The organism is Oleiharenicola lentus, assembly GCF_051660365.1.
Taxonomy (GTDB): Bacteria; Verrucomicrobiota; Verrucomicrobiia; order Opitutales; family Opitutaceae; genus Lacunisphaera; species Lacunisphaera lenta_A.
In genome coordinates this window covers 1-15,593 of record NZ_JBOZXB010000001.1, presented here as the reverse complement: position 1 = coordinate 15,593, position 15,593 = coordinate 1, and the positions used below count along the sequence as shown (strand labels likewise).

The following is a 15,593-nucleotide window of genomic DNA, read 5'->3' as shown; positions in this document are numbered from 1 at the left end:
CTGGGGCGAGGGCCTTTTGCTGACCCGCTAATCCCGACCCATGGCCTCGATCACCAAGAGCTACGAATCACGCGACGTTGAGAAAAAATGGTATGCCGCCTGGCTTGAGGCGGGCTGTTTTGCGGGCAAGGCGAACCCGGTCAAGAAGCCCTACACGATCATGATTCCGCCGCCCAATGTCACCGGCGTGCTGACGATGGGCCACGTGTTGAACAACACGATTCAGGACATCCTCATCCGCCGCGCGCGTCTTGAAGGCCGCGAAGCATTGTGGCTGCCGGGCACGGATCACGCGGGTATCGCGACGCAAACCGTCGTGGAAAAAGAGCTGCGCAAGGAAAAGAAAACCCGGCACGACCTCGGGCGCGAAAAATTTATCGAGAAGGTCTGGTCGTGGCGGGAAGAGAAGGGCGGCATCATTCTCAAACAGCTCCAAGGCCTCGGCGCGTCCGCGGATTGGAGTCGCACGCAGTTCACGATGGATCCGGCCTATTCGCAGGCGGTGCTCAAGGTGTTCGTCGATCTTTACGGCAAGGGGCACATCTATCGAGGCAAGCGCATGGTGAATTGGTGCCCGGCTAGCCTGACCGCGCTTTCGGATGAGGAAGTCGATATGCGGCCGACCAAGGGCACGATCTACCAAATCCGCTACGAACTCGTCGATCAGCCCGGAAGATTTATTGAAGTCAAAACGACGCGCCCGGAAACGATTCCCGGTGACGTCGCGATCGCCGTGCACCCGGACGATCCGCGTTACACGGACATCGTGGGCCAGAAAGTCTGGCGTCCGCTCAACCGCACGCAGATTCCGATCATTGCCGATGCCGCCGTCGACAAGGAATTCGGTTCGGGCGCGCTCAAGATCACGCCCGCGCACGACAAGGTGGATTTCGAAGTGGGCCAGCGTCACAAGCTGGTGCCGATCGACGTGCTCACGCCCGATGCGAAACTGAACGAACTCGCCGGCCCTGAGCTGGCCGGACTGGAGCGTTTTGCCGGGCGTAAAAAAGCGGCCGAACTCCTCAAAGATCTCGGCGCGCTGGTTAAAGAAGAACCTTACGAAAACAACGTCGGCTATTCGGAGCGCGCGGGCGTGCCGATTGAGCCGCGCCTCACGTGGCAATGGTGGCTGCGTTACCCGAAAGTCGAGGAAGCCAAAACCGCCGTGCGCGACGGCCACATCAAATTTTACCCCGACCGCTGGTCGAAGGTTTACCTGCACTGGCTCGAAAATATCCAGGACTGGTGCATCAGTCGCCAAGTCTGGTGGGGCCACCGCATTCCCGTGTGGTATGCGAAGGGCGTCGACAAGGAGACCCTGACCGAAGCCGATCTGCTCGACCCAACAAAAGTTCACATCTCGCTCGAAGGCCCGGCCGACAAAACGAATTGGACGCAGGAAAGTGACGTGCTCGATACGTGGGCGTCGTCCTGGCTCTGGCCGTTTGCGACGCTCGGCTGGCCGGACAAAGACGCGATGGAGAAGGCCGGCTTCGATTATTTCTACCCGACGAGCACGCTCGTTACCGGTCCGGATATTATTTTCTTTTGGGTCGCGCGCATGATCATGGCGGGCCTGGAATTTATCCGTCCCGGTGAATTGCTCAGTCGCCGCATCCCGTTCAAGAACGTTTATTTCACCGGCATCATCCGCGATCAGCAGGGCCGCAAGATGTCGAAGTCACTTGGCAACTCGCCTGACCCGCTCGACCTGATTGAGAAATACGGCGCGGACGGCCTGCGCTTCGGCATCATCTCCATCGCGCCGCAGGGTCAGGATATCCGCTTTCAAGAAGAGCGCATCGAGGGTGGCAAAAACTTCTGTAACAAACTCTGGAATGCGTCGCGCTTCCGTCAGATGAGCGGCGAGATGGCCGATAACTCCTCTATCGGTGCGATCCTCGCGCGCGTCGAGCCGGCGAAATTCGATGCCGACGACCACGCGATCATGGATCGCCTGTTGTCCACGACGCGCGAAGTCGACCGCGCCTTCACAGAGTTCGAATTCAGTGCCGCCGTGCAGACGCTCTACGGTTTTTTCTGGAATGATTTCTGCGACTGGTATGTCGAGGTTTCGAAGGCGAAACTCCAGGATCCGGAAACGAAGGCGAACTGCCTCGCGATTCAAGATCTCGTGTTGCGTCAGACGCTCGTGCTGTTGCATCCCTTTACGCCTTTCATCACGGAAGAATTGTGGCATCTCCTCGGCTACGGCGCGGAAGGCACCTATCTGATGCGCGATGTGCGCCTCGATAATCCTTCCCAACTCGCCGGTCGCGGATTGCAGATCGATCATAACGCGGCGGCGCAAGTCGGCCACCTCAAGGCGGTCGTGTCGCAAGTGCGCGCGTTCAAAGCCGAGCAGGGCGAAGCGGCGAGCAAGGTTTCCGAGTTCGTGGTCGAAGCGCCTGACCATCACTGGGCGGTCGTTGAGGCCAATCTCGCGAAACTGAAACGCATGGTCGGCGCGGCGAGCATCACGCGCGGAGCCATGTCGGCGAATGCGCCGGCGACCGTCACGTTGTTCGGCTCGTGGAATCTCATTAAACAACTGAAGGGCGATCCCGCGGTTGAAAAAGTCCGCTTGCAGAAGGAAATCGAAGCGATGGCCAAACACATCGCTGGCACGCAAGCGCGTCTTTCCAACGAAGCCTTCGTCAGCAAAGCCCCGCCGGCGGTGCTCGACGGCGCGCGCAAACAACTCGCCGACCAACAGGCCAAGAAAGCCGAGTTGGAGCGCCTGCTGGCCGCGTTGGGTTGAGCCAGGTGGGCGTCGGTCTCCGCACCGACGCCTCAGTGTGCGCGAGAGGGATATCCCGCGCGCCGCTTGTCGCCGGCGCAGCGACCGACGACCACTCGCTTGAGGCGTCGTCTCGTTGTGCGGTTGGGCACATCCCTATTTCGAGGGGAAGGACTTTGCTTGGAATCGTGCTGATTATTATTAGGCCTAAGCGCACGATCAGACGTTACCCCACAAAACGATCGCTCCTCGGCGCCGTGATGGCGTGTGTCGCCTTGTGGCTGCCCGGGTTGCACGCACAAGTGGCGGAAGCCGGCCTGCGGACGATTACGAGCGCGGCCGAAGTGCTGGCGTTGCCGGAGAAGGAAGCGGCGAAACATTTCCCGGTGAAATTTACCGGCATCGTGACTGTCGCCGAACCGGATTGGGGCGGGCGTTTTGTCGTGCAGGATGAAACGGGCGGCATCTTTGTGAACCACCGCGGCAAGCAACCCGCCGTGGGCGACCGCATCGAAGTGCAGGGCGTCTCCAGTCGCGGGGCCTTTGCGCCGACGTTGATTCAGTCGAGTTTCAAAAAGGTCGGCACTGCGCCACTGCCTAAACCAAAGCCGATTACGATCGAGCGTTTGATGGGTGGCGTGGAGGACAGCCAGCGCGTCGAGATCACCGGCTTGGTGCGAGCAACCGGACTTTCTTCGACTCGGAAACTGCAGGTGGACGTCTCCATCGGCGGGCACCGCGTGCGCGTGTTTCCGAAACTGCCGCCGGAATTGAATCCGGAATCGTTGATCGCGGCGAAAGTGCGCGTGCGCGGCACGGCGACGACTTCCTTCAACTCTTCGCTGCGCCAACTGACGGCGGTGAATATCTTCGTGCCGAAAACGGAGGATTTTATCATCGAGCAGGCGGATCAAAATTCTCCGTTCGAACAACCCATTGTGCCGTTGGGTGACGTGGCGCGGTATCGCGCGAATGCCAATTGGGCGGAGCGCGTGCACATTCAGGGATCACTCACGTTTCAGCGAGTCGGGCTCGATTTGTTTCTGCAGGATGAAAGCGGCGGTTTGCACATCGAGAGCCGGCAACCGTTGCGTTTGCCGATTGGGCGCGTGGTGGAAGCGGTGGGATTTCTGGAACTGATCAATTATCAACCCGTGCTCAAAGACGCGGTGTTCCGCCAGGTGCTCGATGGCATGGATCCCAAGCAACCGATCAAGGTGCCAATCGAGGAACTGCGGAATGGTCTGCATCCGTCTGAATTTGTGGTGATGACCGGTCGCTTGCTGGAGCGCACGGTGCGACCGGTGCAGCGGGAGAGTGGCCCGTTCGCCGGCGTGCGCGTGCTGTGCACGATCCAGGCGGCGGAACTCACTTTTACGGCGGAGTGTGAAGAACTGCAGGAGGTATCGCTTCTGACCACCGTGCCGTTGGGTAGCACGGTGGAGTTGCGCGGCGTCGCGACCTACGAGACGGGCGACGACGGTAAGATGAAAACGGTCAACCTGCTGTTGCCGGACGCGGGCAGCATGAAAGTGTTGAGCAAGCCGAGTTGGTTCACCGCGGAACGCATGCTCATCGGGTTTTCCGCGGTCTGCGTGTTGCTGGCCGGCGTGGCCGGCTGGTCGCTCACCGTTTCGAAAAAGAATGCCATGCTGAGTTTCCTCGTCGCCGAGCGCGAGAAGGCGCAACGCGAACTGCAGGAGGCGCACGATTCGCTTGAGCAACGCGTGAAGGAACGCACCGATCAGTTGAAAGTGGAAATGACCGTGCGCAAGACGGCCGAACTCGAATTCCGCGCGGTGCTGACCGAGCGCACGCGGCTGGCGCGCGAGTTGCACGACACGTTGGAACAAGCACTCACGGGCATCGCGCTGCAACTGGACACCGCCGCGAAACTTTTCCAACGCAACCCCGAAGAAGTGGCGCGACCGTTGGAGCTGGCGCGGGAATTCTTGAAGCAAAGCCAGCTGGAGCTGCGGCATTCGATTTGGAATCTCCGTTCGCGTGAACTTGAGCAGTTCAATCTCGCCGAAGCGCTGGCGATCGGCAGCCGGCACATCATCGCCGGTAGCCAGATTCAGTTGGACATCGAAACGACCGGACCGCGCAAAAATCTTCCCGAGATTATCGAAGAAAATCTTTTGCGCATCGGCCAGGAGGCCATGACGAACGTCGTGAAACACTCCGGAGCCACCCAAGTCACGATCCGCCTCCAATTCGGCGCGGAGAACGTGTCGCTTGAAGTGCGCGACAACGGCAGCGGGCTGAGTCCGGAGCGCATGGCCGCGCGCGGCGACCGGCAGTTTGGATTGCTCGGCATGAGCGAGCGCGCGAAACGCCTCGGCGGTCGGCTCGATATCAGTGGCGCCGTGGGCGAGGGCACGACGGTGCGCGCCGTTTTTCCGCTGCGCGAAATCGAAGAACAGACTGCCGCGAAAGGATCGCCGGTGACCGTTTTATGAGCACTCCGGCTCCTTTGCGGATCATCGTGGCAGACGATCATTTCATCGTCCGCATCGGCTTGGTTTCGCTCATCAACACGGAGCCCGACCTGAAAGTGGTCGGTGAAGCGGACGACGGCGACCGGGCCATCGCCTTGTTCGAGTCGCTACGTCCGGACGTCGTGCTGATGGATTTGCGCATGCCGGGAAAAAATGGGCACGAGGCCACCCGGCGCATCCGGCAGATTTCCGCCGGCGCGCACGTGTTGATTTTGTCGGCGTTCGACGGGGATGAAGACATCCATGCGGCGCTCGAAGCCGGCGCGCGCGGCTATGTTTTGAAAAGCGCCACGGGCGAGGATCTGATTCCGGCGATTCGGGCCGTGGCGGCGGGAAAGAAATGGATTCCGAGTGATGTCGCGACGCGGCTGAAGTCGCGAAATTACTACGAGCAGCTCACGACACGGGAAGTGGAAGTGTTGGGTGAATTGGCGCTCGGTCTCGCGAACAAGGAAATCGCGGAGAAATTGAAAATCAGCGAATACACCGCGAAGGATCACCTGAAGAGCATCCTCGCGAAGCTGCGCGTCGCCGACCGCACGCAAGCAGTGACGGCAGCGCTACAACGCGGACTTATCCACCTTTAAAGTTGAATTGGGATAGGGCCCGATCTCCGAGCGGGCCGTGTGGTGCTTATGAAATACGCCGGCCTGCCCGGAGGTCAGGCCCTACCTTAGTTACCTCACGACCAGCGTGATGATCGAGTGCGCGGGGCTGTTTGTGGCGGCGGCGGTTTCGCCGAGGCGCAGGCTGAAGGCTTGGTCTTTGTCGTTGGTGTTCAGCACGACGACGGCCAGGCTGCCGTCTGGGTTTTCGAAAGCCGTGGTTTGCAGCGTATCGATGGTTGCGGAACTGATGATGCGGCGCGCTCCCGGGCGGATGAATTTCGAGAAGTGGCCGATGTAGTGAAACGAATTCATGAACATCAGTTCCCCCGTCTTGGTGTCGGCGTGGACAGGGGCGTAGCAGTAGTTAGCGACGTGATTCGGGCCGCCGACTTCGTCGAGCAGGATGTTCCAATCCGTCCAGCCTTCCGCGCCATTGTTGAAATCCTTGAGGATGGCGGTGCCGTAATTTTCACCCCAATGCCATTCGTCGAGCTTGGTGCGATCGTAGGGGTAAAGACAGGCTTCAGTGAGCAGGAGGTGAGTGTTCGGGTAGGCTTCTTTGACGAGGCGGACGTTGTCGTAGGAGTCGTTGACATACCAATGGAAGCCGACGCCCCAGATGTATTTCGCGGCCTGTGGGTCATCGAGCGCGACGCGGGCGCGTTCGTAGAGCAGCGTGCGGTTGTGATCCCAGATGATGATTTTTTTATCGGCGAGACCGTTCTTTTCTAGCGTGGGCCCGAGATGGTCGCGGACGAAATCGCGTTCTTCCTCAGCGGTGTAGAAACACGATTCCCAACGCTGTATGGCCATCGGTTCGTTTTGCACGGTGAGGCCCCAGATCGGGATGCCGGCTTTTTCGTAGGCTTGGATGAACGCGACGTAATAGCGCGCCCATGTGTCGCGAAGCTCGGGTTTTAATTTCCCGCCGCGTAGCATGTGGTTGTTGTCTTTCATCCATGCCGGCGGACTCCACGGGCTGACGTAAAGCGTGAGCGGGTTTTTGGCGGCGGCGATGGCTTCCTTGATGAGCGGAATGCGAAATTGCTCATCTGGTTTCACCGAGAACGTTTTCAATTCGGTGTCGCCGTCGGCGGTGTAGGTGTAGCTCGCGCTGGAAAAATCGCAGCTGTTGATGTGCGTGCGGGCGAGGGAATAGCCGATGCCTTCGACGGGATCGTAGTAAGCTTTGATCAGCTGGCGGCGTTTTTCTTCGGGGAGCTTGGCGTAGGTTTCAGCGGAAGCGTCGGTGATGGCGCCGCCGATGCCGAGCAACGTCTGAAACTTTTTCGACGGATCCAGAAAGACGTATTGGATCTTCTCGGTGAGTGCTGAGGTGTCGTTCAAGGTGAGGGCAGGCGCCTGCGCCAGCTTTTGGCCGGAGGCCTGCGCGGTGATGTAAACGTCGACGGTGCGATGGGCGTGAGCGGCGAACGTGAAGGTGCCGAGAGTGGCGAAGCCGACACAGAGAGTAAGCGAAACGCGCATGGGGATCAGGCGATGAATTTGGATTGGAGAACGGGTGAAGGGGCGAAGGAGGGATCGACGATCGAAGCACGCGCGAGCCCGAGCCATTGATCCGAAACGGTCGCGATCACGCGGCGGAAATCGATGAACGCGTCGTCGCTTGCGGATGAATCGCAGAGATCGTGTCCTTCATTGTGGATGCCGCCAACGACGGCGGGCCCGACCAAGCAAACGGGGCCGCCGTGGCCGTGATCGGTGCCGCCTTGGGCGTTTTCGGCGAGGCTGCGGTTAAATTCGCTGAACACGACCGTGAGCACGCGGTCGGCCACGCCACGTTCGGTGAGCGTTTGCTGCAATGCCGCGAGGCTGGTCGTGAGAGTGACCAAGCGTTCGCGATGGCGCGTCGCTTGATCGAAGTGCGTATCGAAGCCGGACAAGGCCGCGAAAAATATCTCGTTGGAATCGCTGAGGCCGGCGCGCGTGCCGATTTCGGCGAGTTGTGCGTCGAAGCGCTGATTCCAAGTGGAGAGTTGCTGTGGGGCGTGGGTTGAAAGCTCCGAGGAAAAAATGCGCGGAGCCAAAGGAGCTGCGTAGTAATTCTGCGCGGCGCAACGTGCGCCCCAACCGCAAGTGGGCGCATAGTCGTCGGTCGAAGCAGTGTGCCAGATTTCGGAGGAACGAAAGTGACTGTCGCTCATTAGCGGGTAGCCAACGTTTTGAATCACGGCCATCTCGCCGGCATTGAAGATCGGCAACAACGGCGCAGCGGCGCGGTTGAGCCCGGAGATTTCGCTGAGAGGAATGACTTCGTTTCGGGCGAGCGCGAGAGTCGGTCGTGCACGGAAATAGGCGTCGTTTGAAAAGGGCGCGACGGTGTTGAAGCCGTCGTTGCCACCGTCGAGTTGAATCAAGATGAGCGTGCGCGGCGAGCGGGCCGAAATTTTTCCGGAGGCGAAGGCAGGGGCGACGCGGGTGAGCGCGCACGCGGCGAGGCCGCTACCGAGCGTGCGGAGAAACTGGCGGCGCGAGGGAATGGGGAAACGCGAAGAGTTCATCGGGAGTTAGACCAAAGCGTTTTCGCGCATCACGCGGCTGAACCAGCGGGCGCTGGCTTTGGGTGTGCGTTGCTGGGTTTTGAAATCGTTATAGACCAAACCAAACCGGCGCTCGTAGCCGTCCGCCCACTCGAAATTATCCATAAAGCACCACGCGAAATACGCGCTGACGGGGGTGCCGTCTTTGATGCCGCGGTGGAGTTCGCGCAGGCACGCGCGGATGTATTCGAGGCGGTGCAGATCGAAAACCTCGCCGTTGACCGGCGGCGCGTCGTTATAGCCGGCGCCGTTTTCGGTGATGAGAATATCTTTCACACCGTAAACTTCCGCCGCGTGGCGCGGGCCCCAATACATGCAACGCGCGTTGAGGCGCAGCCATGGACTGTCGGCGGTGGGAAAATGCGCGGGATAGGCGATGTTCTGCGGTTTGCCGTCCGCGCCCTGGCGCACGACGTCGCCGGAGTAAATATTGAGACCGAGGAAATCCGTGGGCTGCGAAATCAAAGCGAGGTCGCTCGGTGACATCTGCGGCAGCCAGCCTTTGGTGAGGTCGAGGTAGTCCTGCGTGTATTTGCCGCGATAAATTGGATCGAGGATGCGACAATTGCGGCGGGCGAAGGCGATGCGTGCGGCCGCGATATCTTCGGGCGTTTCCGTGAGCGGAATCATCGCCTTTGAATTATCGGTCACGCCGACGCGGGCGCTGGCACCTCCATGCTCGCGCACCGCGCGGACTCCGTGGCCGTGGCAAATCAGCGCGTGGTGAAAAGCTTGGTTGACCACTTGTGGCCCTTCTTTGCGACCGGGCGCGTGGCGACCGATGCCGTAGCCGTTGTCGAGGAACACGGCGATTTCGTTCATCGTGATCCAATTCTTCACGCGGTCGCTGTAGGCTTTGACGATTTCGTCTGCGTAATCGGCGAAGGCATCGGTGACCTGGCGCGTGGGCCAGCCGCCTTTTTCTTCGAGCGCTTGCGGCAAATCCCAGTGAAACATCGTGACCCACGGCGTGATGCCGCGTTCGAGCATCGCGTCGATCAGGCGGTGATAAAAATCGAGTCCGCGTTTGTTCACGGATCCCGTGCCGTTGGGCAAAATGCGCGGCCACGCGAGGGAGAGGCGGTAATGTTTCACGCCCAGCGAGGCCATCAAATCGAAGTCTTCCTTGAAGCGGTGGTAATGATCGCACGCGACGTCGAGGGTGTCGTTGTTGTGCACCGCGCCGGCTCGCTTGGCGAAAACGTCCCAGACGGACAGGCCTTTGCCGTCTTCGTAAGCGGCGCCTTCGATTTGTGGCGCGGCGGCAGCGACGCCCCAGTGAAAATCTTTGGGAAAAGCGTGATGAGTGGCGGGAGAAACGATGGCGGAACTGCTCATGGGTTGGCGGGAGGTGGGCAAATGAAAGTGACTTCGTCAGTGAGTGGGTTCGTCGAAGAAAGTGTGCGGGCGATGAAATGGTTTTTTCCGGAGACGAGGGTGACGTTCCAGCGGAACGCGTGAGTATCGCTCGATACGCTGCCTTGGGAGACGCCATTCAGCAGTAATTCGACTTGGGAACTGCTTGCGTAGACCGTGATCGTGGTCGGGCCGGGCTGGCGGTTCGTGAAGCGCTTGCTGGCGAGATGCAGCGTAGGCTCGGAACTCCAGTTTGCTTTGTAGAAATAGAACGCGTCCTTGCGCGTCTTGCGGTCGTAGGTAACGAGGCCTTTGTCATTCATCCCGTGAGCATCGCCTTCGGTGCGATCGTCGGCGGCGAAATCGAACATGTTCCAGATGAATTTTCCCCATAGATAGGGTCGCGCGCGCATCGTCTGCCAATAGACTTCGTGGAAATGTGACTGATATTCTTCGGGATGCCACTCGCCCGCGGGTGCGGGTTTTTGCGGAGGAATTTCGTGATGCAGGATGCTCGCGCCTGCACCGTATTCGCTCATGCCGAGGCGTAGCGCGGGAAACTTCGCGTGCACGTCATCGATCCATTTGCCAAAGTCCTCCGCTTTGCCGCCATACCAGCCGATGTATTTGTTAAACGCTAACGTGTCCGCGTGAAAGTGGCGGATGTCCTCCGGACGATGATGCGAGGCGTAGGTGGAGAGGCGGGTGGGGTCTTCTGCTTTCGCGAGTGTGGCGAGATCGGCCACGACGCGATTTGGCTCGGGGGGATTTGGCTTTTGTCCGCCCGGGCCTTCGCCGGTTTGGCGGGTTTCGTTGCCGACGCCCCAAAAGAAAATCGACGGACGGTTGTAGTTTTGCCGTATGAGTTCGCGCAGTTGCTGGCGCGCGTTCGGCAAATAACTGTCGTTGACGGGCACTTCGTTGACGACGGGAATTTCCGCCCAGAGCGCGAGGCCGTGTTGGTCGGCGAGGTCGAACCAGAGTTGCGATTGCGGGTAGTGGGCGACGCGAATGGCGGTCGCACCCATTTCCTGAATCATGGCGAAATCCTCGCGCTCGTCCTCAGGTGAAATCGCCCAGCCTTTGCCGGCGCGATCCTGGTGGCGGTTCACGCCGTGGAGATCGAGATATTGGCCATTGAGGAAAAAACCTTTCTCCGCGTCGACGTGGAAAAATCGAAGCCCGAAGGATTGCTTGAACGAATCACGCACGACGTCGTTCGCGAGGAGCGAGACCTCGACGGTGTATTGATGGGGATCTTGGCGCGCGTTCCAAAGACGCGGATTATCGAGAGAGAATTTTTCTTCGTGACGTAATGAACTTCCCGGTGCGAGTTCGCGTGGAGTTGCGATGGTGCCGACGACTTTTCCGTCCGCATCTTTGATCACGGTGCGAACCAGAACAGATTTCGAAACGGCGGAGGTGTTTTTTAAAAGCGTCGCAACGCTGAAACTGGCGCGTGCGGTGGAGACGTTTGTTGGGGTTACGTAAATTCCGTCAGACGCGTGGTCGGTGACGTCGATGTGCAGCGGGTCGACGGAGAATAATTTTACGTCGCGATAGATGCCGCCGAAAAAAGTGTAGTCAGCGGAGATCGGTGCGGTGCCGTCAGGCGCGTTGGAGACTTTTACGGCGAGAGTGTTTTCGCCGGCGGTGCGAAGTGCGTCGGTGAGATCGAAACGGAAACGTGCGTAGCCGCCCACATGCTCGCCGATAAGTTTTCCGTTGAGATAGATGGTCGCGATGCGATTGACGCCATCAAATTGGATAAAGACGCGGCGTCCGTTCCAAGTGGCTTCAGTTTTAAATTTTCTGAAATACCAGCCGGTGCCGCGCGCGTAATCGTTTTTCCCGTTGGCGCCATCGGCGGCGTTCCACGTGTGCGGCACGCTGAGCTTGGGCCAGTCGACCACGGTCGCGCCGCTGAGTTGCTGAGGAGTGGGTTCGGCGCCGTAGCGGAATTGCCAATGCTCGTTGAGCGAGACGATCGCGCGTGAATTGTTTTTCGTCACCTGCGGGCTCGGCTGGCAGCCGCCACCGAACCAGATCGTTGAAAGGGAAACTAACGTGAGGGTGAAGCGAAAGCTGCGCGACAAAAAGCCCATGGAAAGCGTGAGAGAGTGGGGTGCAAAATGCGCGGGAGGATGCGTGCTCCGAAAAGCTGCCGCGTTCGCGCTAACGGGCGCCATCACTCTAGCGAACAGTAAACGGCCAGGCATCCCTCATTGGAGGGGGCGAAGGCTTTATTTTTTATTCCGACTAATTTTTATGAAACCCCTCAAAGGAGGGATGCGAACGCACGGACGTTCCGATATCGTATGGGGGTGTCGAGATTACCCCTGAGTGACACATTTCGCGTCACGTCTCGGCATGAGCGCGCGGTTTCCGCGGCTTTTTGCCATGCACCCTACACACCGTAAAATACCCTCCCTTGTTCTCTTCGTGAGCCTCATGCTCGCTTTGACCCTGAGCGCGTTCGCTCAGCCGACCGGCACGATTACCGGCCATGTTTTCAACACCGTTAACAAAGAGTTTGTGCGCGACGCGGAAGTCCGGGTCGAAGGCACTAACATCTCCGCGGTCTCGGAAGGCGGTGGCTATTTTAACCTCGCACGCGTGCCGGCTGGTGAGGTCACCGTTACGGTTAACTACGCCGGGTTGGCGCCGGCTTCCGTCAAGCTGACCGTCAACGCAGGCGAAGCCATCGCACATGAATTCGAGTTGAGCGGCGCCACTGCGACGAACAGCGACCCCAGCGTCGTTTCGCTGGAAACTTTCCGGGTGACGGCGTCATTGGACGGCGGCGCCAAGGCGCTGCAGAATCAGCGCAATTCGATGAACATGAGCCGCTCGGTTTCATCCGACGCGTTCGGCAACGTCACCGAGGGTAACGTCGGCGAGTTTTTGAAATACCTGCCCGGCGTCGAAATGGAATACTCCGAAGCTGACACGCGCGGTCCGCGTATCGGCGGCATGAGTTCTGAATACGCAAGCGTGACGCTCGACGGCAAAGGCGTGGCGAGTGCCGACGCATTCTCGCAATACACCGGCTACGAAAATTCCGCTGCCGGCACCGCGAACCGTTCGTTCGGCTTCGATACGATTTCGATCAACAGCATCGAATCCATCGAGATCAACCGCGTCACGCCGGCCTCGATGAACGCCGACGCGCCCGCCGGTAACATCAATCTTCGCAGCCGGAAAGCCTTCGATCAAAAAGGTCGCCGCATCGGTTTCAATTTTGGCACCGTGCTGAACAGCGAAGAGTTCACGCTCAATAAAACGCCCGGCCCGGACGATAGCGTCAGCCGCAAGTTCCGGCCGAATTACAGCCTTAACTACTCCGACGTTTTCCTGAACAACCGTCTTGGCGTCGTCCTCAGCGTGCAGGAGTCCAACGTCTACGTTGAACAATACCGCGTGGATCACACTTACAACCGCACGCAAGTCGCGGGTCTCGACACTCGTCCGCAAGTGTTGACCTCCGTGTTGCTCAAGGACGGTCCGAAGTGGACGCAACGCGCCACCTATACCGGCACGTTCGACTTTCGCGTCACCTCGAATCTCTCCGTCTCGTTGACCGCGCTGTTCGCGAAATACCACGCGGAATTCTACAACCGCCAGGTCACCATGCAGGCCGCGACCAACAACGTCGTTACCACCACGGGCCGTCAATTTGTCACCGGCGACGGCGTCCTGAGCTACGGCACGGGCGGCGCCACGGCGGCGACCAACGCCATCATCTTCGGCGGCGGCAACGGGCAGAAGTTCACCAACACCCTGACGCTCACGCCGAGCTTCGAATACCGCCGTCGCAATCTCACGATCGATGGTGCCTATTCGTCTTCGCACTCGCGCAACGATTACGACAATCTCTCGCACGGCACGCTCAACAGCAACGTCGTCAATAACCTTACCGGCATCGGCTTCACCGCCACGCGTTCGAGTTCCGAGGATGCCGATTGGAAAATTACCCAGACGGGCGGCCCCGACTGGACCAACCTTTCGCTGCAGACCAATCCCCGCATCTCCGATGACAACCGTCAGAACACGATCGATCTGAAGACGGGCGAACTGAATGCCAAATTTGTTCTCCCGACCAGGCTGCCGACCTTCCTGCAAGCCGGCCTCAAGCGGATCCGCAATTACCAGACGGCTACCGACACGCGTTCCTATGATGTCTGGCAGTTTGTCGGGCCCGGCGGCGGCACCACGGGGTCGTTCGCCAACTACCCGACGCCATTTTCGCTCTATCAGGGCAACAATCAGCCGGGCGTTAAGTTCACGTCGCTGAGCGGCGGCGGCGCTCCGCCGTTCGCGAACCGCGATCAACTCGGCGCGCTTTTCCTGAGCAATCCTGAGTATTTCGTCCGCAGTCTTCCCACGAGTTCCACGGTCGCGGGCAGCTCCGGCATGACGCTCGCTGGTTACGAAAGCGGTCGCTACACGAACGTGCCGACTTATGATGCGGTCGAAAGCATTTCCGCGGGTTACCTGATGGCTAACTCTCGCATCAAAAATCTTCGCCTGCAGGGCGGCCTGCGCTACGAGCTCACCGAGCTCGCGGCCAACGAACTCGACCCGTATTCCAATCAGGACGTCGCTGCCGCCGGCTACCCGATGACGGTTCCCGTGGCCCCGGCGCTCACGGGCGTGCCGAACAGTGTTTCCGCCATCGACTACAAATATTCGAAGCCCCGCGTGACTCGTCACGGCGAATATCACGACTACTTCCCGAGCGCCACGGCCAAGTATTCCATCTGGCCAAACCTGCTCGCCGATCTCGGCTGGGGCAAAACCATCAAGCGCCCCAATCTGCGCGACATCACCGGTGTCCGTAATATCAACGAGGACGCGTTGCTCGTGACGACGCCGAACCCGAATCTCCTCCCGGAGCGTTCGCAGAAGATCGCGGCATCGCTTGCTTATTACTTCGGCAAGGCGGGCATCAACAACGCCCAGATCGTCGCGAGCCGGACCAAAACCAAGAACCAGACGCTCGGCAATCAGCGCATCAGCGAAGAAGAATTCGGCAACGACGATCCGAATCTCGCCGGCTACGAATTCCTTTCGCTCAGCAACGCGAATTCGCCCGTGACCTGGAACTCCATGGAGTATTCCTACACGCAATACCTCTCGTTCCTGCCGCGTGTCCTCCAAGGAACTTCCGTCAATCTCTCCTACACGCGCACCTACGTCGAAACCTCTGATCCGACGATCTTCGTGTCGGGCGTGATTCCGCATTCAATCAAGGGCACGCTGGGTTGGCGCTACGGCCGCTTTAACCTGAGCTTCAGCGGCATCTGGCAGGACGACTCCGGGCCGTTCCTCAACAACCTCAACCGCTACCAGCTCGAGAACATCAAATACGACCTGAGCGGTGCGGTGAAAATCACCAAGAACCTGAGCCTGTATTTCGCCGGTCGTAATATCTTGGAAGAATCCCACCGCATCATGGAGAAGAGCGCCGGCAACCCGGATTTGCTCTATCGTTACGAGAATTACGGAACGATCTGGTCGTTCGGTCTCCGCGGGAATTTTTAGTCAACGGGGGTTAACTAAAAGCAGGTGCGCGCATGTCATGCAGGCATGCGCGCACCGACGCTCTCTCAGAAAACCGCCTTCGTGGCGGTTTTCTACGTTTTTGTGACCGGACTTGCATGATGACGCGGCATCCTTCTATCTCGTCGGCTACTTTATGAAGAAAGCTTTGATCACCGGTATCACCGGACAGGATGGATCCTATCTCGCCGAGTTGTTGCTCGAGAAAGGGTATGAAGTGCACGGGGTTATCCGGCGCGCCTCTACTTTTAATACGAGCCGCATC

Annotated in this window: 9 protein-coding genes; 5 read left to right on the top strand and 4 right to left on the bottom strand. The window is 59.3% G+C overall.

Features of this window, described 5'->3' with window-relative positions; all coding sequences use genetic code 11:
- Positions 1-40 precede the first annotated feature (40 nt).
- The 3 genes from ACRRQW_RS00045 to ACRRQW_RS00035 all read left to right on the top strand — a co-directional run bounded on the left by ACRRQW_RS00045 (position 41) and on the right by ACRRQW_RS00035 (position 5,828).
- The gene (locus ACRRQW_RS00045) at positions 41-2,761 is read left to right on the top strand and encodes a valine--tRNA ligase (protein ID WP_438479011.1); all 2,721 of its coding nucleotides are present in this window, start codon (positions 41-43) and stop codon (positions 2,759-2,761) included.
- Positions 2,762-3,000: 239 nt separating this feature from the next.
- Positions 3,001-5,202 carry a histidine kinase gene (locus ACRRQW_RS00040; protein ID WP_438482331.1) on the top strand — a complete coding sequence of 734 codons (2,202 nt, stop codon included), beginning with the start codon at positions 3,001-3,003 and terminating at the stop codon, positions 5,200-5,202.
- Positions 5,199-5,828 (top strand): response regulator, encoded by a 630-nt coding sequence (locus ACRRQW_RS00035; RefSeq protein ID WP_438479009.1) that lies wholly within the window; start codon positions 5,199-5,201, stop codon positions 5,826-5,828. The genes ACRRQW_RS00040 and ACRRQW_RS00035 overlap by 4 nt, the downstream gene beginning before the upstream one ends.
- Before the next feature lie 90 nt (positions 5,829-5,918).
- Here the strand turns inward: ACRRQW_RS00035 and ACRRQW_RS00030 are convergent, their stop codons facing one another.
- Genes ACRRQW_RS00030 through ACRRQW_RS00015 form a run of 4 tightly spaced genes read right to left on the bottom strand, consistent with a single transcriptional unit; the run spans position 5,919 to position 11,871 of the window.
- Complete coding sequence (locus ACRRQW_RS00030) at positions 5,919-7,337, bottom strand: glycoside hydrolase family 30 protein (protein ID WP_438479008.1); 1,419 nt, start codon at positions 7,335-7,337, stop codon at positions 5,919-5,921.
- 5 nt (positions 7,338-7,342) lie between these two features.
- The gene (locus ACRRQW_RS00025; protein WP_438479006.1) at positions 7,343-8,371 is read right to left on the bottom strand and encodes a DUF1501 domain-containing protein; all 1,029 of its coding nucleotides are present in this window, start codon (positions 8,369-8,371) and stop codon (positions 7,343-7,345) included.
- 6 nt (positions 8,372-8,377) lie between these two features.
- Complete coding sequence (locus ACRRQW_RS00020; protein ID WP_438479005.1) at positions 8,378-9,748, bottom strand: GH1 family beta-glucosidase; 1,371 nt, start codon at positions 9,746-9,748, stop codon at positions 8,378-8,380.
- On the bottom strand, positions 9,745-11,871 hold the full coding sequence (locus ACRRQW_RS00015) for a glycoside hydrolase family 2 TIM barrel-domain containing protein (RefSeq protein WP_438479003.1): 2,127 nt from the start codon (positions 11,869-11,871) through the stop codon (positions 9,745-9,747). The genes ACRRQW_RS00020 and ACRRQW_RS00015 overlap by 4 nt, the downstream gene beginning before the upstream one ends.
- A gap of 346 nt (positions 11,872-12,217) precedes the next feature.
- Between ACRRQW_RS00015 and ACRRQW_RS00010 the strand changes: the two genes are divergently transcribed.
- Positions 12,218-15,310 (top strand): carboxypeptidase-like regulatory domain-containing protein, encoded by a 3,093-nt coding sequence (locus ACRRQW_RS00010; protein ID WP_438479002.1) that lies wholly within the window; start codon positions 12,218-12,220, stop codon positions 15,308-15,310.
- Positions 15,311-15,464: 154 nt separating this feature from the next.
- On the top strand, positions 15,465-15,593 hold a 129-nt coding region (locus ACRRQW_RS00005; RefSeq protein ID WP_438482330.1), incomplete at its 3' end, for a GDP-mannose 4,6-dehydratase.

What these genes read in the sequence shown, in the direction of transcription:
- ACRRQW_RS00045 (WP_438479011.1), top strand. Translation starts at nt 41, where the DNA reads ATGGCCTCGATCACCAAGAGCTACGAATCACGCGACGTTGAGAAAAAA.
- ACRRQW_RS00040 (WP_438482331.1), top strand. Translation starts at nt 3,001, where the DNA reads ATGGCGTGTGTCGCCTTGTGGCTGCCCGGGTTGCACGCACAAGTGGCG.
- ACRRQW_RS00035 (WP_438479009.1), top strand. Translation starts at nt 5,199, where the DNA reads ATGAGCACTCCGGCTCCTTTGCGGATCATCGTGGCAGACGATCATTTC.
- ACRRQW_RS00030 (WP_438479008.1), bottom strand. Translation starts at nt 7,337, where the DNA reads ATGCGCGTTTCGCTTACTCTCTGTGTCGGCTTCGCCACTCTCGGCACC.
- ACRRQW_RS00025 (WP_438479006.1), bottom strand. Translation starts at nt 8,371, where the DNA reads ATGAACTCTTCGCGTTTCCCCATTCCCTCGCGCCGCCAGTTTCTCCGC.
- ACRRQW_RS00020 (WP_438479005.1), bottom strand. Translation starts at nt 9,748, where the DNA reads ATGAGCAGTTCCGCCATCGTTTCTCCCGCCACTCATCACGCTTTTCCC.
- ACRRQW_RS00015 (WP_438479003.1), bottom strand. Translation starts at nt 11,871, where the DNA reads ATGGGCTTTTTGTCGCGCAGCTTTCGCTTCACCCTCACGTTAGTTTCC.
- ACRRQW_RS00010 (WP_438479002.1), top strand. Translation starts at nt 12,218, where the DNA reads ATGCTCGCTTTGACCCTGAGCGCGTTCGCTCAGCCGACCGGCACGATT.